Here is an 18,205-nt window from a genome sequence, read left to right on the forward strand (position 1 = left end):
AAATAAACTTCGAGTAATTTCTACCATCAATCAATGAAAATAATTTCGATCAATCAACCAGTAAAAATCCACACAAGTTGTTCTTCATAATCTCTTAATGATCTTCTTGCTGATTCGTCACCAGCAAGCTAGGTCGGCTATATTACTCTCTATCTCTAGAAAGTCAACCAGTAATGAAAACTATTTTTAAACTTTCTTTCTAAAACCGAACTCAATTAAACTCAACTAAGTCACTGTTTTATCAGAAGTTTTAATCTTCATCACCGCCGATGGATGTGCATTCTACAGTATTCCCAACCCAATACAACCCCTATTCTTAAATAATTCAGCAAAAATATCACGACTGTTTATTTATTCTACAAAAAATACAGGTTTTTCTATTTTTCACTCAAAATTTATTCAATTATTGATGTTTTAAAGTAGTTTATTTACTTATCAATGGGTATTTCTAGTTAATTTAATTGCTATATCTATCTAAAAATTTTTTATTGTCTTTATTTCAGATCAAACACAACAGATGAGTTAATAAAATAGATTTACTATGGAATCCCTTACCCATTTTAAAAATATAATCCTCATCCATCCATTAAAATTCCATTCAACAAGATAATCACTCTATAGATGAACTCTGGTTAAATTGTTGAATGATTAAAATTAAGAGTGAAGCAATGCGAGAAGAAAGCAATCTTCAATGCACAGTTTTATTAGATGAAAAATAATTTAATAGGAATTCGAGCATTCATCATGATAGCCACCGATAACAATTGTATATTTTTTATTCACATTGAATTTCAGACATAAAAAAACCGCTTAACGCGGTATCTTTTATCTCGACCATCTTGAAGGAGATGGTCGGAGCAGTAGGATTCGAACCTACGACCCCCTGGTCCCAAACCAGGTGCACTACCAGGCTGTGCTATGCTCCGATTTCAACTTTAAAAGTTGGGGTGAATGACGGGATTCGAACCCGCGACAACTGGAATCACAATCCAGGGCTCTACCAACTGAGCTACATCCACCATCATTTTGATTCTTAACATCAAGCGACCAAATGGCGCGCCTGACAGGATTCGAACCTGTGACCATCCGCTTAGAAGGCGGATGCTCTATCCAACTGAGCTACAAGCGCGTTACTGATGCAAACATCATTTGCCTTGAAGAATTGGTCGGAGCAGTAGGATTCGAACCTACGACCCCCTGGTCCCAAACCAGGTGCACTACCAGGCTGTGCTATGCTCCGATTCATCTCAGCTTTCGTATCGAACATCGTTCGGTACGGTGTGCATTCTAGGCGCGACGCCCGGAGACGTCAACACCTATATTTAAAAAAAACCGAAAAAACGCTTCAAGCGTTTATTTATCAATCGCTTCAGACATTTTTTATACAAATTTTAACGTTTTAGTCCGGCACTAAAGTTCAGCATGCGATCTAGAGGCAGTTTAGCTCGTTCAGCAAGTACCGGATCGACATGCACTTCCTGATCTTTATGCTGTAACACATGCAAGATACCATTCAGCTCGTTCATGGCCATCCAAGGACAATGCGCACAAGAACGACAAGTTGCCCCCTCTCCTGCGGTTGGTGCTTCAATCAGAATTTTATCCGGCACTGCCTGCTGCATTTTATAAAAAATACCGCGATCAGTAGCAACGATTAAACGTTGATTCGGCAAAGTCTGTGCTGCTTTAATTAATTGTGAGGTACTACCCACGGCATCGGCAATCTCGACTACAGACATCGGTGATTCAGGATGTACCAGAACCGCAGCATCTGGATAGAGTGCTTTCATATTGGCAATACCGCGTGAACGGAATTCTTCATGTACGATACAAGCACCATCCCAGAGCAACATCTCTGCACCGGTTTTTTTCTGGATATAACGACCCAAATGCTGATCGGGTGCCCAGATGATTTTTTCGCCCAGACCGTCCAGATGTTCGATAATTTCCACTGCACAACTTGAAGTGACGACCCAATCGGCTCGGGCTTTCACAACCGCTGACGTGTTAGCATAAACCACCACGGTATGATCCGGATGCGCATCGCAAAAAGCGGTAAACTCATCGACAGGACAACCTAAGTCCAGTGAACAGGTCGCTTCCAAAGTTGGCATCAGCACGGTTTTATTGGGTGAAAGAATTTTAGAGGTTTCGCCCATAAATTTCACACCAGCTACCACAAGCGTTGAAGCTGGATGATCGCGACCAAAACGCGCCATTTCCAGTGAATCGGAAACACAGCCCCCCGTCAGTTCAGCCAGTTCTTGCACTTCAGGATCACAATAATAATGCGCCACCAAAACAGCATCCTGTTTTTCCAGCTCTGCCTTGATCTGTGCAAATTTGTCCAATTTTTCCTGCTGGCTCATTTGATGTTCTTGTGGAACACCTAAACGATCTAAATGCGCCTGCACAATCGATTTAGCTTCATTGGCTATTAATTTGGTCGCATCATTCATAACAACTCTTACTCTACCCTCATGGTTCACTATTCAATGAACCTTTCACCCTACATCCCGGTCATCTCTGGCGAAATGCTATTTTTGACCAGTCATTAAAAATCATTAAGTATAAAAAAAGCCCCACAACGGAGGCTTTATAAACAATCTGAATTATGAGCGATAATCTGCATTGATTTTTACGTAGTCATACGACAGGTCACAGGTATAAACCGTATCTTTTGCCTGACCTCGTCCAAGATCAACACGAATCGTCATTTCAGCCTGGGCCATCACACGTGCACCGGCTGCTTCAGTATAGTCTGCTGCCGCACCACCATCTTTGCAGATTTGTACATCATCTAACCAAACCTGAATTTTTGCAACGTCTAAATTTGGCACACCGGCATAACCAATCGCTGCCAGAATACGGCCCCAGTTTGGGTCAGAAGCAAAGATTGCGGTTTTGACCAGCGGTGAATGCGCAATGCTATAGGCAATATCGCAGCACTCTTGAGTATTGCCACCACCTTCTACAGTCACGGTAATGAATTTAGTCGCACCTTCACCATCACGTACAATCAGTTGCGCAAGGCGTTTCATGGTACGTGTCAATACGTCTAGCACCACTGCATAACGTGGATCTTCAGTCGAAGTGATTTCAGCACCACCGGCCTGACCTGTGGCAATAAAAATACACGAGTCATTAGTTGAGGTATCGCCATCAATTGTAATACGGTTAAACGATACATTGACTGTTTCAGTTAATAACTGTTGAACCAGTTCACGGCTGATCGGTGTATCCGTCGCAACATAGCCCAGCATGGTCGCCATATTCGGGCGAATCATGCCTGCACCTTTGGAAATACCGGTCATGGTATAAGTCACACCATCCAGCTCGAACTGTTCTGACGCACCTTTCGGAGTGGTATCTGTGGTCATGATTCCAGTCGCTGCATCGCCCCAGGCATCATCACGCAATGAATCCAGCGCAGGCTGTAAACCTGTAAGCAAACGCTCCATTGGAAGCTGCTCACCAATCACACCAGTCGAGAATGGCAACACTTCAGCAGCCTGTACGCCTGCAAGTTCAGCTAACTTGGCACAGGTGGCTTCTGCATTTGCCATGCCTGTAGGACCTGTTCCTGCATTGGCATTGCCGGTATTGATTACCAGGTAACGTGGATTTCCCGCTTGCAAATGTGCTTTGGATACATGCACAGGTGCTGCACAAAAGGCATTCTGGGTAAACACCCCAGCAACATTGGAGCCTGCAGCCAGTTCAAATATCACCAGGTCACGTCGGTTCTGATAGCGCACATAGGCTTCAGCCGAACCAATTTTAACCCCTTTCACCACATGCATCTGTGGCATAGATACGTCACCAACTGCCATTTTAAAGTCCAATATTGAAGTTTTAGAAAAATACAGCTTAGTTGATCTGCAACAAAAAATCGAGCCAAAGCCTGAGCCAGCCTGAGATTTGTTATGGGTTTTCACAATAAAAAACCAGTCATCAAGACTGGTTTCTACGTTTTTAAAATTAAGATATTTTTAATTTTGTGCAAGTTGTCCAGATTCGCTTAGTAAAGCCTGTTTCGCTTGTTGTTGACTTGCACTAGAAAGTGCAGGATTAGTAGCAACAATACGGTCTGCATTTGCCGCATTAGCAGCTGCAATCGCAGCGGTCTGCAATACAATCGGACGGTTCTGGTTGGCAAAGGTATAACGGATGCCGGTACGTGGGCTTGCTACAGTCACTTGCGCATCGGTACGTTGTACTTGAGCAGTGTTAGTACCTACCGCTTGCTGAACTTTATCAATTGTTGTGGTCGCTGCAGTTTGTGCAAAACTTAAGGCAGGTATTGCCAAAGCGGCAATCATGAGCGTTTTTAATACTTTTTTCATTCAGGTTATTCCACTTTGAGGTGTTGAATGAGCCATTAAATAGCATTTAATTCCTAAGACTGCAAACAGTATTCAATTTCTGAAAAATCTTCATACATAAAAAAATCAGAGCCATGTGGCTCTGATTTTTTTTAACACTGTTTAGATCTTGCCATGACACTGTTTGTATTTCAGGCCTGAACCACATGGACAAGGTGCATTACGACTTGCCGGTGCTTCAAAGACTGGTGCTACAGGATTCGCCTGAACATTTTGCTCGGTCGTCACCTCATGTTCACCTGCCAGCAAGCCGTCAAACTCTTCATGAGATAACTGCAAACGCATTGCCTCAGCCTGTGCCTGCTGCTGTGCTTCCATTTCCGCCAGCTCTTCAGGTGTCGGTACGTGGATGCGTGACAGATCTGTCACGACATCGGACTTAATCGTACCCAGCATGTTTACAAACAGGTTATAAGCTTCTTTTTTATATTCCTGCTCTGGATTCTTTTGCGCATAACCACGTAAATGAATACCTTGACGCAAATAATCCATAGCCGCCAGATGCTCTTTCCAATGACGATCCAGAGAATTCAGCATAAAGTGACGTTCAAGCGAAGCTGCAGATTCTTCACCCATTTGTTCACGACGTGAACGGTAGCGGTTCAGTACTTCATCGGTAATGCGCACCACCAAAGCTTCTTCATCCAGACGACGGTCCTGTTCCAGCCATTGTCCGATAGGAAGATCCATCGAAAGATCTTCACGCAGCGCCAGTTCCAGACCTTCACTATCCCACTGGTCATGAATCGATTCAGGCGGAATATAGTTGGCGATTACACCCTGCATCACTTCACGGATCATTTCTTCAATATAATCCTGCAGTGAATTTTCTGCCAGAATGTCGTCACGCTGACTATAAATGATCTTACGCTGTTCGTTATTGACGTCATCGTATTTCAGCAAATTCTTACGAATATCGAAGTTACGTGCTTCCACTTTACGCTGCGCATTTTCAATCGAGCGAGACACCATTTTGTGCTCAATCGCTTCATCTTCCTGCAAGCCCATGGCACGCATCATGCCGACTACGCGATCACCGGCAAAAATACGCATCAAGTCATCTTCAAGTGACAGATAGAAACGCGATACACCCGGGTCACCTTGACGACCGGCACGACCACGCAGCTGGTTATCGATACGGCGTGATTCATGACGCTCGGAACCGATAATATGCAAACCGCCTGAATCCAGCACAGCCTGGTGATTAACATCCCATTCTGCTTTCAGACGCGTTTCATCTTCAGGAGTCGGGTTTTCAATTTTAGCCAGCAACGCCTTCCAGTTACCACCCAAGAGAATATCGGTACCACGACCGGCCATGTTGGTGGCAATCGTCACTGCACGCGGCGCACCGGCCTGCGCAATAATATCGGCTTCACGTTCGTGCTGTTTGGCATTCAGTACTTCATGCTGGATCCCTGCCGCTTTTAGCTTATCCGACAGAATCTCAGAAGCTTCAATGGTGGCTGTACCAATCAAAATTGGTGCGACACCAGCTTCATGCACACGCTGAATTTCTTGAATAATCGCGTTATATTTCCCTTCACGATTTAAATAAATTAAATCGTTATGGTCTTGACGAATCATTGGACGGTGGGTCGGAATCAGCACCACATCCAGACCATAAATTTCTTTCATTTCCGCTGCTTCAGTATCAGCAGTACCGGTCATACCGGATAATTTTTTATACAGACGGAAATAGTTCTGGAAGGTTGTGGTTGCCAGAGTCTGGTTTTCCGGCTGGATTTCCAGACCCTCTTTGGCTTCTACGGCTTGATGCAAACCTTCAGACCAGCGACGTCCCGGCATGGTACGACCGGTATTTTCATCGACAATAATCACTTCACCATCGTTGATGATGTATTGCACATTGCGTTGATAGAGATAATGGGCACGGATCGCTGCAGTGACATGATGCAACAGGTTCAGGTTCGACGCTGAATACAAGCTCTCGCCTTCTGCCAGCAAGCCCATTTCAATCAAGTCACTTTCAATGGTTTCAAAACCCACTTCAGTAATTTCAACTGAACGCTGTTTTTCATCAATCCAGAAGTGACCGCCATCCGGCACTTTCTCTTCTTTCTGTGCCTGTAATTTTCGTGGAATATTATTGATGGCTGCATAAAGCTGTGAAGAATCTTCACTTTGACCGGAAATAATCAACGGGGTACGTGCTTCATCAATCAGGATCGAATCGACCTCATCGATAATCGCATAGGTCAAACCACGCTGCTTTTTCTCAGCCAGCGAGAACACCATGTTGTCACGCAGGTAGTCAAAGCCAAATTCGTTATTGGTACCGTAAGTAATATCGGCACGATAAGCTTCAGCTTTTTCCATCGGATTTTGCATGGAATAAATAATGCCGATGCTTAAACCCAAAAACTCAAATAATGGACGGTTCAACTCGGCATCACGTTGCGCAAGGTAATCGTTCACGGTAATGACATGCACGCCCTGACCACTGATGGCATTCAGATAACAGGCCAAAGTACCCATCAGGGTTTTACCTTCACCGGTACGCATTTCTGCGATTTTGCCTTCATGCAAGGTAATACCACCGATCAGCTGCACGTCATAATGACGCATGCCCATCACCCGCTTCGCCGCTTCACGACAGACTGCAAATGCTTCAGGCAATAATTTATCGAGGGTTTCACCCTTATTATATCGTTGTTTGAATTCTTCAGTTTTTGCAGATAAGTCTGCATCGCTAAGGGTAGATATCGTCGGCTCGAGCACATTAATCTTGTCTACGATTTTACGCATGCGTTTGAGTTCGCGCTCATTTTTGGTACCGAAGATTCCTCCGATCAGACTTGCCAACATGAATAGACTCTCTAAATCTTGCTTGTCAAATGAATATGTTCTTAGTCGTTATTATGGTGCTAGAAATTTGAACTACAAGGGTTTTGCTGTAAAACCGCTAAAAAAATCTGATCCTTAGTTCTAGCCCTAAGATCTAAGGCAAAGTAATGTAGCAAATTTTCCCTGTGCAACATAGTCAATTAAGTGACTGATTTTTGCGCTTCTGGATAGATGGATATCCTACTTATGCAATTTACTCATAAAGAAAGCAAAAAACACTATTTTTAATCATAAAAAAATTGGTTCATATTAAATCCTATCTCGACACTAAAAGACCAATTGAGGCTAAAAAGATGAGTTTACGTCTAGGCGATACCGCACCGAATTTTGAACAGCAATCCAGTGAAGGCCTGATTAATTTTTATGACTTTCTGGGTGATAGCTGGGGCATTTTATTTTCACACCCTGCCGACTATACACCGGTATGTACGACTGAACTTGGCTATACCGCAAAACTGAAAGATGAGTTTGCAAAACGTGGTGTTAAAGCGATTGCCTTGTCAGTTGATGATGTGGAGTCGCATCATGGCTGGATTAAAGATATTAATGAAACCCAGAACGCCACGGTGAATTTCCCGATCATTGCCGATCAGGATCGTAAAGTTTCCGAGCTATATGACTTTATTCATCCAAATGCCAGTGAAACTCTAACGGTTCGTTCTTTAGTGGTCATTGATCCCAATAAAAAAGTCCGTTTGATTATTACTTATCCTGCATCGACCGGCCGTAATTTCCATGAAATCTTGCGTGTGGTGGATTCACTTCAACTCACCGATAAACATAAAGTGGCCACGCCTGCGAACTGGCAGCATGGTGATGATGTTGTGATTATCCCTTCACTGAAAGATGAGGAAGAAATCAAGCAACGTTTTCCAAAAGGTTATACAGCGGTCACGCCTTACCTGCGCTTAACGCCCCATCCTGAGCAAGGATAAGCAGAGCACTGCTCTGCCCTTGCGCAAGGTGAGAAGCTATGCTTCGAGCAACAAATTAAAAGGACTCCTTTTTAATTTTGCGCAAGACAAGCGAAGCGCGTAGCACAGGATAAGATGGAGCTCGTAGTAAAGAATAAGAGAAACTCTATTTTTCCAGATTTTATGTTTTATCGAATACGACATTGACGTGCCACGGATTCGATTTGTTGATACAGCCTGTCTTCGGATAGGCTTTTTTATATTCAAAATTCCATATCCACTTTAAACTTGAAATAACAAAAACAACATCTATGCTCTGTATGAAAATCTGCATATTTCCAATCCTGATGAGCTGCCTCCTGACAGGTTGTATGACCACGCCGGCCCTGCCTGAACCTCAACGTCCTCAGCATTGGGGACAGCCCATTCATCAGAATCATAATTTTCATCAAATCAGCAATTTTGTCTATCGTAGTGAGCAGCCTTCAACTGAACTCATTCCTTTATTAAAACAGCATAAGATCGATGTGGTTATTAATTTACGTTCACGGGATAAAGACAGCTTTCTTTTGAGCAATGAAAAATTTCAGCTGCATCATGTACCCATACATACCTGGGCAATTGATCGGGAAGATTTATTGAAAATTATGCTACTGATTCAGCAAGCACAACAAAATCATCAAAAGGTGCTCCTGCATTGTTATCACGGCTCAGACCGAACCGGTGCCAGTGTCGCCATGTACCGGATTATTTTTGAACATTGGCCGATTGAGCAGGCACTACAGGAAATGAAACATGGCGGTTATGGCTTTCATGCCATTTGGCGCAATATTGACAATCTATTCACCCCTGAAAATGTAAAATGGATTCGCGAGCAACTCACGAATCCATTTACAGAAACTTTGGTTAATACAAAGAATTAACGCTTATCCAGCGGCACCCAGTCATTCACCCAAGCTGATTTCATATTCAGGCTGGCATCAGACGCAATTTTCTTACGAAGTGCATCTGCAGTCTCACGGTCTTTGGACGGCCCCACCATGATGCGTACACCTTTAGAAGTTGAGCTTTTGGTGACCTTATAACCTTTGGCACGCAGTTTGGCTGCTACAGCATCCGCATTGGCTTCATTCGCTGCCAGTGCCACCTGCACCATCCATTGCTTGTCCTCTTCACCTTCCAGTAACTTACGCGCCTGTTCAGCTTCTGCTTTCTTCTTGGCTTCTTCGGCTGCAGCCTTTTTCTTAGCTTCTTCAGCTTTACGCTTTTCGTCGGCCTTACGTTTTTCTTCGGCTGCTTTACGTTCAGCTTCTTTCTTTTCAGCCGCTTTACGCTCTTCCTCGGTTTTACGTTTTGCTTCAGCCGCCTTACGTTCTGCTTCGGCTTTTTGCTGTTGTTCTAACTTGCGTTTTTCTTCAGCGGCTTTACTTTCAGCAGCTTTACGCTCTGCTTCTTTCTTGGCTGCATCAGTAGAACTATTGGCTTTTTGTTGGTCCAGCTGCTGCTGGGCTAACTTTTTTTCTTGCACCGCTTTTTCTTCAGCCAGACGTTTCTGCTTGGCCTGTTCGTCTTCAACCAGTTCTGGCGGAATATTATCGGAACTTTGCTGTCCCAGGCGGTGTGCATTCAGGGCAGCATATTCTTCAGCCGCTTTACGCGCAGCATCTGCTTCAGCCTGCTGTTGCATCGCTAAAAATTCGGCTGCACGTGCTTCCTGCTCTGCAACCGATTTTTCCCGGTCACGACGTTGCTGTTCAAGTAAACGCTTTTCTGTTTCCACATCGACCGTCAAAGAACCGAGCGAATGATTGCCTGTCTCTTTATTTTCAACTTCCGCAGCCTGTGCCGGATTTTGCTGACGGTCCTGATTGATTTCATCTTGGCCTTTCAGGAGTAATGCTGCCAATAAAACACCACCACCGAGTAAAACAACACCGCCCATCCAGCGCTGTTTGTTATTCATTGACATTCTTCCAAATACTCCCATACCGCTTCTAAGGTATGAAATGATCCACATACCAAAATCAGCTGATTATTATCTGTTTGATCCAGTGCTGATTTAAAAGCTAATTTTACATTGTCAAATTGTTCTACCGCCTCACCGCTTAAAGCATCAGCCAAAACTGTGACCTCTGCCGCACGTGGGACGAATAATGGTGCAATTTTCCACAATTGAACCGTGTCTTTCAATAACTTGACGACAGAATTTATATCTTTATCTGCCAGCATTGAAAATACACAAATGACTTCATTATATTTTTGATTGTAATTTAAATAATCTCGTAATTGTTTCAGCAGAAATTCCACCCCATGCGGGTTATGTCCTGCATCAAAAATCACGGTTTTATTCTGGATTTGACGGATTTCAAAACGTCCCGGCAATTTTGCCGTTTGAATGCCTTGTGCAATTGCCTGCTGGCTGACGTTTAATTCGCTCAGCAGAATGGCGGCCACGGCGGTAGAAATATTATCTAATGCCAGTGAACCTGTAGGGAGTTTTAAGGTCGTACCTGATGAAGCAAAAGCCCAGCTTTGGCCATCTTCAAAGGCTTCATAAAAATAATCCCGGTTGATTGCATACAAGGGTGCTTTACATTCTTGGGCTTTATTTAGAATAGCTTGCGGGATCTGTTGCTGTCCACCAAATACCACGGGAATATCCGGGCGAATAATTCCGGCCTTTTCAAAAGCAATTTTCTCAATGGTGTCACCAAGCCAGTCGGTATGATCCAGACCAATATTGGTAATTACCGCCACATCTGGATTGACCACATTGACCACATCCAGACGGCCGCCTAAACCCACTTCCAGTACCCAGACATCACAGCCTTGATCTTTAAAAATCACAAAAGCAGCCAGTGTCGTGGCTTCAAAGAAAGACAGGCTCAAACCGCATTCGCGACGAGCCTGATCGACCTGAACAAAAGCATCTATCAGCAACTGATCTTCCACTTCAATGCCGCGCAATTTAACACGCTCATTGAAACGGTACACGTGGGGGGATTGATATAGCCCGACCTTGAAGCCTTGCGCATTCAGGATCGCGGCCAGCGTGGTGGTGGTCGAACCCTTACCATTGGTTCCTGCCACCGTCAGCACTTTGGCCTCTGGAGATGTCACGCCCAGCTTTTCAGCCACAGGAATAACCCGTTCCAGACCTAAATCAATACCCGTAACGTGAACATGGCTCCAATAATCGAGCCATGTATTTAAAGAATCTGTTGCTAAGGGTGCTGTGTTCAATGCAAATTCATCAACTTCGTAACGATACGATAAACTGTATCACGTAATGCATGACGGTGAACAATCTGATCGATTACCCCATGATCAAGCAAATATTCCGCGCGCTGGAACGGTTCTTCCAGTTTTTCACGTACAGTCTGTTCGATCACACGTTTACCGGCAAAGCCAATCATCGCTTTCGGTTCAGCAATATGTACATCACCCAGCATTGCCAATGATGCGGTCACACCGCCGTACACTGGATGAGTCAATACCACTACATAAGGCAGACCTGCTTCTTTTAAACGCTGGATCGCAGCCGAAGTACGCGCCATTTGCATCAGGGACAACATGCCTTCCTGCATACGAGCACCACCCGAAGCAGCAAAACAGATCAAAGGTTGACGAGCTTCAATCGCATGTTCTGCAGCCTGAACAAAGCGGTCACCGACCACTGTGCCCATAGAACCGCCCATGAAGTCGAACTCAAACGCACAGGCAATCATCGGTACGCCTTTCAGCAAACCCTGAATTACCACCAGTGCTTCAGTTTCACCGGTTTTCTTTTGCGCTTCAGCCATACGATCGGGATACGCTTTGCTATCGACAAATTTCAGCGGATCTTTGGCTATAAATTCCTGACCCAATTCTGTTTGTACCTGATCAAAGAACCAGTTCAGACGTTCGCGGGCTTTCATGCGCAAATGTTCATCACATTGCGGACAGACATAAGCATTAAATGACATCGCAGTACGGGTCACCAATGCATGACATTCAGGGCACTCAATCGTAGGCTCGGTAAATGTCGCTTTATATGCCGTTTGCTCATCGGGTACCTGAATGCCCGGAACAGTACGCTCCGTCCATGGGGTCGATGGGCTCAGAATTTTGCCTGATTTCAGTTGTTGACTCATACTAACTCATCGAGCGCTGCTCGAAGCTCCTTGACTTTATTCACCGTTGCAATAACGGCTTGTTCTGGTGCGAGCGTTGCAAACTGCTTTACAAACGCACTACCCACAATAACTGCATCGGCAGCAACACCCATCGCTTTCGCAGATGCAGCATCACTGATACCGAAACCTACGCCTACAGGAACATCAGTCACAGCTTTAATCTTTTGAATGCGTGCAGCGGCTTCAGAGACATCTAAAGTTGCTGCACCGGTCACGCCTTTCAGTGACACATAGTAAATAAAGCCGCTGGCCTGTTTTGCTACATGTTGAATACGTGCATCGGTTGAAGTGGGTGCCAGCAGGAAAATCTGATCCATGTCATATTTTTCCAGTACTTCACCCAGACTTTGTGCTTCTTCTGGTGGCAAGTCCACCAGCAGCACACCGTCTACTCCACATTCATAGGCATAAGCCACAAACTTTTCATAGCCAATTACTTCAACCGGATTCAGATAACCCATCAGCACCACCGGTGTTTCGCGGTCTTTCAAACGAAATTCTTTCACCATCTGCAGGGCATCTAGCGTATTGGTTCCACCTGCCAAAGCACGTTCGGCAGCTAGCGCAATCACCGGCCCATCCGCCATCGGGTCTGAGAAAGGAAGTCCCAGCTCAATCACGTCGACACCCGCTTCCACCATCTCATGCAGCAAAGGCACTGTGACTTCTGGATGCGGATCACCCGCCATGACATAAGAAACTAAAGCTTTACGCTGTTGAGATTTAAGTTGTCCAAATCGTGTGGCTAAACGTGACATAGGGTGGTATTTTCCTTAACGTGTTTCAAACTTGAGGCATTGACTATGTAGAAATACAAGACATCGCATTGTAACGCTATTTTTTGTCCAATGAACAGTCTGCGATACCGACCTCGAGTACTTCATTTCCTGTGCGAAGATTTCAAAACAATTCGGAAGGGTCTATTTACGATTATTTTGATTTTTTTCTCAATGATCAAAGATGCCTAATTTTGCTATTACCTAAAATCCTGAATATTTAGATAAACTTATTTTTATCATATAAAAATTAATAAAAATGCAGATGTTAGCGCATTCATTTAAAGTTTTCTGAAATAGCAAAACCTGCTTTATACTAGTCCTATTCTCTTACTTTTTTATCTCCTATGCAGACTGATTCTGAGGCTACAGTGCAGGCACGCGCCATTGCACTGCTGCCGCTTATTGTATTTTTAACCATATTTTTGGGTAGCGGGATCTATCATTCCCTGATCGGAACCGAGTTCGCGTTCTATCAGGTGAAAGCGCCTGTGGCTGCCCTGCCTGCGATTATCTTGGCTGCATTAGTGTATCGCGGCAAACTCAACCAGGGCATTGAGGAATTCCTCAGAGGTGCCAGTCATCCAAACTTAATTCTGATGTTTATGGTGTTTATGCTGGCCGGCGCCTTTGCCAGCGTCAGTAGCGCCATTGGCAGCGTCGACGCCACCGTGCAGATGGGCCTGTCGGTGATTCCACCCACATTTATTCTGCCGATGTTATTTGTGATCTCGGCCTTTATTGCCACGGCGATGGGTACCTCCATGGGCACCATTGCGGCTTGTGCGCCAATCGCTTTTGGTTTCACCCAGGTTACCGATATTGATGTGATTTATGCGATTGGTGCAGTGGTCGGTGGTGCCATGTTTGGTGATAACCTGTCCATGATCTCAGACACCACCATTGCGGCGACCACCAGCCAACGCGTACAACTGCGTGACAAGTTCAGGGTCAACGTCTGGATTGCGGTTCCAGCCTCAATCGTCACTATTTTGATTTACGTGTTGAGTACCAGTAGTAGCAATGCAGTGGAATACAAGGATTTTAACTGGCTTCTGGTTTTACCTTATATCGCCGTATTTATTTTAGCCTTTAGCCGTTTACACGTTCTCGCTGTGCTGACCATTGGGGTGTTACTTTCCGGCTTGTTTGGCCTGTTTGCCACAGCTGAATTTGATCTGCTCAAACTGAATACTTCAATTTATGATGGCTTTGTCGGCATGTTTGAAGTGGCGTTATTGTCGATGTTCCTGGGTGGCCTCTCGGCGATCATGCAACGAGAAGGCGGTTTACGCTGGCTGATCGAGCGCATTTATAGCTTGACCCGTCTATTTAAAGTTGGGAAGCAACGTGCCGGCGAAATCGGGATTAGTTTTCTGGTGGTGTTTTCGAATATCTTTGTGGCCAATAATACCGTGGCGATTATTCTGTCTGGTGATATGGCGCGTGAAGTCGCCAAAGAATACGGGGTGGATCCCAAGCGTTCTGCGGCACTGATGGATATTTTCTCTTGCGTGGTACAGGGTTTAATTCCTTATGGCGCACAGTTACTACTGGCCTGTTCCATTGCAAAAATCTCGCCGGTTGAACTGATTGGTGGTGTGTACTATTGCTGGATTCTGGCCATTTTTGCGATTGCTGCGATCGCGTTTAGATTCCCTCAGGTGAAAGCAAGCACTTAATCCATCATCCTGCGAAAATAAAAAAGCGACCGATACCGGTCGCTTTTTTCAGCTTCGTGCTTTGTGTAACTGCCTTTTTCGCTCTAACAAGGTCTGTCCGGTGGCTGCCTTATAGGCCCGTGCCAAAGCCGACTGATCAGAATAATCCAGCTGCTCGGCAATCTCGGTCAGACCTAATCCCTGCTGCAACAACAGCTCGCAACGTTTAATCCGCTGCTGTTCCAGCAGTTTTTTAAATGAAGTGCCCTGTGTACTGAATAAGCGCTGCAAACTACGTGTCGACATCAACAACTGCCGGGCAAGCTGTTCAACTTTAATGGCCTGATGCTGGGTCCGCAGCTGTTCGGCAATCATTTGCTGCGCCTGTTCCAAATGATTTTCAAGGGGCGGCTTGGCTGCAATCGCCTGTTCTGCCTGATGAACCAGTAGCTGCAACAGGATTGGATCAGCCTGCTCAGACCCATGTGCCAGTCCTTGCAAATCCAGCTCTATGCCATAATAGTCCTGAGAAAATCTCACCTCACTGGCAAAAAACTTTTGATAATGCATTTGCCCCCTGTCGGGCGCATGGGCAAAACGTACACAGTGCAGTAACAGTTGATGATCCTGCAAAATGACATGCCCCAACTGCACCATCGCGGCCATGGTCAGCTCATTTAACAGATTATATTTTTCATCCAGATAGGCCCAAAATAATTCAAGACTGTGTTCACGCTGCTTCAATTGCAAAGGTACAAACTCACTGCCATCAATCACCAGTCGTTGAAAGCGAATGATATGCCGGATCATTTCCGCAACGCTGCTGCTTCGCGAAGCCATATAACCGAGCACGCCAAAATGTTCTGGACGAATAACCTGCACGATCTCGAAAATTAGTTGTGGACAGTTTAAATGTTGCCGGGTTCTTAACAGAAGCTGATTTAATAATTCCAGCGGCACTTGCGTGGCAAAAGGCTGATCAATCAGGGGGACAAGCGCTTCATGTACATCTTGCAGAAAGTCAGCTTCCAAAGGCTCAATTTGCAGACTGCGCAGATAAGTCGCCCAAAGCTGAATATAACCATTGGATATTTTAATTTCTTGCATGCGCGCTTCCCGCTGCCTGCTTTAGTCTAAGCAGTTTTATTTTCATTTGGCATAAAATGTATAAAAATTGGCAAGCACTGTCAAAACAATTACGGCATTCCCCGACATACTGTCAGCATCGTCACAAAAAAGAATTCATAAGATGAATGCAGTATTAAAATCTTCAATAAAGCCCGTGGTCCGGACCCAGCTTGATTTTAAACTGGATGAAATCCCGCGCTACTGGTTTGGCGGTGACCCCTTTCTGACCCGCATGTTCGATGCCTTGAGCCTGACCTTTCCAGATGGCGAGCGTTATTTTATTCAGAGTGTGCGCCTGTTCCGAGATCAGATCACAGACCCGGAGCTGCAAAAACGTGTGGCAGATTTTATTCGTCAGGAAGCACAGCACGGCATTGCCCATGAGAAAATGAACCAGCTGATGCGTGAACAAGGCATGCCTGTCGATGATTTTATTGAGCGTCTGAATAATATGTTCGCTCATGACCTCAAACATCGTTCAGCACAGTTCAATATTGCCACGACGGCAGCGGCAGAACACTTGACTGCGCTGATGGCTGAAACTTTTTACGGTCAAAAATCCACCTTAAAAGACGGGCATCCTTATGTACGTGCCATGTTTGCCTGGCATGCGATTGAAGAAATGGAACATCGTGATGTGGCTTTTGACGTGATGAAAGATATTGCAAAAACACCTGAATGGATGCGCAAAATGACCCTGCTCAGCACGACATTTTTGATGTTTAGTTATACTGCCTATCGCGCCAATGTCATGCTGAAACATGATGGGTTCAGTGTCTTAGAGCGTTTGCAAATGAACCTGAAAGGACTGCCCTGGTTGTTTGGCCGTAACGGTACCTTGACCCGTATGGGCCCACAATATCGGGACTGGTTTAAAAAAGATTTTCATCCCAGTCAACATCCTGTGATTGCGCAATACGATGTCTGGGTAAAAACCTTAGCCGAAACCAATGATCCAATTCAAGCAGGTGAAGCCTTCTGGCAGGCCGCCAAAGATTAAGCTCAAATCAAAAGAGCCTTCAAAAATTGAAGGCTTTTAAATTAGGTCTTATGTCCTGCACTTTTACCATTTGGCATAATGCTGCTCAAGCAAGGCATATTCATTCAGTAAAATAATTTCCTGATCATCCTGCTGGATCGTTCCGGAAACCTTGGCTTGCCACTGACTAAACTGACTTCCGACCAGACGCAGGTTCAGATTTTCATAACGGCGCCAGCCTGTACTCACCATCAGATTCAATTTTTCATCCAGCGACTGAATCGTCCATTGGTTTTCCGATTCCTGCTGGAACAGCACATCGGCCAACGGATAAATCTTGCCATTGATCCACAGACAGTTTTCATTGCCAAAACTTTCATTCACACCTGAAGCCAGATTAAGTCCAATCCGATTATGGTTCACATCCCAGAAATTACAGGACAACCAGAACCAGGCCGTTTCCGGGCGCAAAAAGCCACAGGTATCATCCAGAGAAGCAAAGCTGCGTTCATTAAACTGAATGGTTTCACCCTGCTTGTTAATGAAAAAGCCTTCACAGCCCAAAGTGGTCAGTTTCTGAGTATAGGTCCAGCCATTGATGCCGGTCGGACTGCACATACTCAGTGGATCGGTTCCGGCACAGAAAATCCGGGCACTGAGTTTAATTTCGCCGTATTTGCTGACGTTGATATAACGCACGCCGTTGGCATGCTGGATATCGATCTGAAAAGGTGACTTATGGAAATAACTATGATTAAACAGTGGCTGTTCATCCAGCACAGTGTTGCGTGACAGGAAATTAATCGCATTCCATTCCAGCACTTCATTGCTCATATGGTTATAGACATAGACAAAACCATGCCCTGCCCATGCGATATCGGCAATTGCCAATCCAATCGTATAATGCTCGTGCTGAATACTACAGAATTTGAATTTTTTATATTTTAGATGCTTACGCCAGCCTGACAGCACATGACCATAAGGATTTTTGTATTGATATGCCTGATAGTCAATACTTTTTGGAAGCTCCTTGAAACGTCCATAACGTGGTTGTCCATTTGCCTGAATTAAATCCATTTAAGACATTCCATCTCAGTCAAAACTGTTTTTCCTTGGCAGTATTATGCCAATTATTAAATTTTGTAGGACTTACGCATTGACGGATTCAAAAAAGTATTAAAATACTTTATAAAGTATCTGTGATTAGACGAATTAAACATGCTTCTACAGCAACTTGTACATTACCCATTTATATGGGCTTTCTCATGACAGAACCGAACTCTATTAGCTGCACACAACTTGCCGAGACTTATAAT

Annotated in this window: 14 protein-coding genes, 4 tRNA genes and 1 pseudogene; 5 read left to right on the plus strand and 14 right to left on the minus strand. The window is 44.7% G+C overall.

Annotation, left to right across the window (positions count from 1 at the left end):
* Positions 1-849: 849 nt before the first annotated feature.
* The 8 genes from WFH18_RS13245 to secA all read right to left on the minus strand — a co-directional run bounded on the left by WFH18_RS13245 (position 850) and on the right by secA (position 7,214).
* Positions 850-926 (minus strand) — tRNA-Pro (locus WFH18_RS13245).
* A gap of 17 nt (positions 927-943) precedes the next feature.
* Positions 944-1,019 (minus strand) — tRNA-His (locus tag WFH18_RS13250).
* A 33-nt stretch (positions 1,020-1,052) separates the two neighbouring features.
* A tRNA-Arg gene (locus WFH18_RS13255) sits at positions 1,053-1,129 on the minus strand.
* A 34-nt stretch (positions 1,130-1,163) separates the two neighbouring features.
* Positions 1,164-1,240, minus strand: a tRNA-Pro gene (locus WFH18_RS13260).
* A gap of 151 nt (positions 1,241-1,391) precedes the next feature.
* Positions 1,392-2,459, minus strand: coding sequence for a quinolinate synthase NadA (gene nadA, locus WFH18_RS13265; protein WP_121980203.1), 1,068 nt, complete (start codon positions 2,457-2,459; stop codon positions 1,392-1,394).
* 153 nt (positions 2,460-2,612) lie between these two features.
* Complete coding sequence (argJ, locus tag WFH18_RS13270; RefSeq protein ID WP_005252791.1) at positions 2,613-3,833, minus strand: bifunctional glutamate N-acetyltransferase/amino-acid acetyltransferase ArgJ; 1,221 nt, start codon at positions 3,831-3,833, stop codon at positions 2,613-2,615.
* A 159-nt stretch (positions 3,834-3,992) separates the two neighbouring features.
* Positions 3,993-4,346, minus strand: a complete 354-nt coding sequence (locus tag WFH18_RS13275) for a hypothetical protein (RefSeq protein WP_004645181.1) — start codon at positions 4,344-4,346, stop codon at positions 3,993-3,995.
* Positions 4,347-4,487: 141 nt separating this feature from the next.
* The gene (secA, locus tag WFH18_RS13280) at positions 4,488-7,214 is read right to left on the minus strand and encodes a preprotein translocase subunit SecA (RefSeq protein WP_121980204.1); all 2,727 of its coding nucleotides are present in this window, start codon (positions 7,212-7,214) and stop codon (positions 4,488-4,490) included.
* A gap of 332 nt (positions 7,215-7,546) precedes the next feature.
* Between secA and WFH18_RS13285 the strand changes: the two genes are divergently transcribed.
* Positions 7,547-8,188: a peroxiredoxin gene (locus tag WFH18_RS13285; protein ID WP_005252799.1), complete on the plus strand. Its 642-nt coding sequence runs from the start codon at positions 7,547-7,549 to the stop codon at positions 8,186-8,188.
* A 299-nt stretch (positions 8,189-8,487) separates the two neighbouring features.
* Complete coding sequence (locus tag WFH18_RS13290) at positions 8,488-9,090, plus strand: dual specificity protein phosphatase family protein (protein ID WP_005266052.1); 603 nt, start codon at positions 8,488-8,490, stop codon at positions 9,088-9,090.
* Here the strand turns inward: WFH18_RS13290 and WFH18_RS13295 are convergent.
* Genes WFH18_RS13295 through trpA form a run of 4 tightly spaced genes read right to left on the minus strand, consistent with a single transcriptional unit; the run spans position 9,087 to position 13,103 of the window.
* Positions 9,087-10,130, minus strand: a complete 1,044-nt coding sequence (locus WFH18_RS13295) for an SPOR domain-containing protein (RefSeq protein ID WP_005252804.1) — start codon at positions 10,128-10,130, stop codon at positions 9,087-9,089. The two genes, WFH18_RS13290 and WFH18_RS13295, sit on opposite strands and share 4 nt — an antisense overlap.
* On the minus strand, positions 10,127-11,410 hold the full coding sequence (folC, locus tag WFH18_RS13300; protein ID WP_005252806.1) for a bifunctional tetrahydrofolate synthase/dihydrofolate synthase: 1,284 nt from the start codon (positions 11,408-11,410) through the stop codon (positions 10,127-10,129). The genes WFH18_RS13295 and folC overlap by 4 nt, the downstream gene beginning before the upstream one ends.
* A complete protein-coding gene (gene accD, locus WFH18_RS13305) occupies positions 11,407-12,303 on the minus strand; it encodes an acetyl-CoA carboxylase, carboxyltransferase subunit beta (RefSeq protein ID WP_005252808.1) in 897 nt (298 codons plus the stop codon). The genes folC and accD overlap by 4 nt, the downstream gene beginning before the upstream one ends.
* Positions 12,300-13,103 carry a tryptophan synthase subunit alpha gene (trpA, locus tag WFH18_RS13310; RefSeq protein WP_005252810.1) on the minus strand — a complete coding sequence of 268 codons (804 nt, stop codon included), beginning with the start codon at positions 13,101-13,103 and terminating at the stop codon, positions 12,300-12,302. The genes accD and trpA overlap by 4 nt, the downstream gene beginning before the upstream one ends.
* A gap of 365 nt (positions 13,104-13,468) precedes the next feature.
* Between trpA and WFH18_RS13315 the strand changes: the two genes are divergently transcribed.
* Entirely contained in the window at positions 13,469-14,803 is a 1,335-nt protein-coding gene (locus tag WFH18_RS13315; RefSeq protein WP_004645172.1) for a Na+/H+ antiporter NhaC family protein, read from the plus strand.
* 48 nt (positions 14,804-14,851) lie between these two features.
* Here the strand turns inward: WFH18_RS13315 and WFH18_RS13320 are convergent, their stop codons facing one another.
* Positions 14,852-15,889, minus strand: a complete 1,038-nt coding sequence (locus WFH18_RS13320) for a helix-turn-helix transcriptional regulator (RefSeq protein WP_086044527.1) — start codon at positions 15,887-15,889, stop codon at positions 14,852-14,854.
* A 142-nt stretch (positions 15,890-16,031) separates the two neighbouring features.
* Between WFH18_RS13320 and WFH18_RS13325 the strand changes: the two genes are divergently transcribed.
* A complete protein-coding gene (locus WFH18_RS13325; RefSeq protein WP_005252814.1) occupies positions 16,032-16,910 on the plus strand; it encodes a metal-dependent hydrolase in 879 nt (292 codons plus the stop codon).
* Between the two features lie 63 nt (positions 16,911-16,973).
* Here the strand turns inward: WFH18_RS13325 and WFH18_RS13330 are convergent, their stop codons facing one another.
* The gene (locus WFH18_RS13330; protein WP_005252817.1) at positions 16,974-17,966 is read right to left on the minus strand and encodes a DUF2804 domain-containing protein; all 993 of its coding nucleotides are present in this window, start codon (positions 17,964-17,966) and stop codon (positions 16,974-16,976) included.
* Positions 17,967-18,088: 122 nt separating this feature from the next.
* On the opposite strand from WFH18_RS13330, the pseudogene WFH18_RS13335 reads away from it, so the two are divergent.
* Positions 18,089-18,205 (plus strand): annotated as a pseudogene (locus WFH18_RS13335) (IS701 family transposase); the annotation flags it as partial.

This window comes from Acinetobacter sp. USHLN143 (genome assembly GCF_037145695.1).
Classification (GTDB): Bacteria; Pseudomonadota; Gammaproteobacteria; order Pseudomonadales; family Moraxellaceae; genus Acinetobacter; species Acinetobacter fasciculus.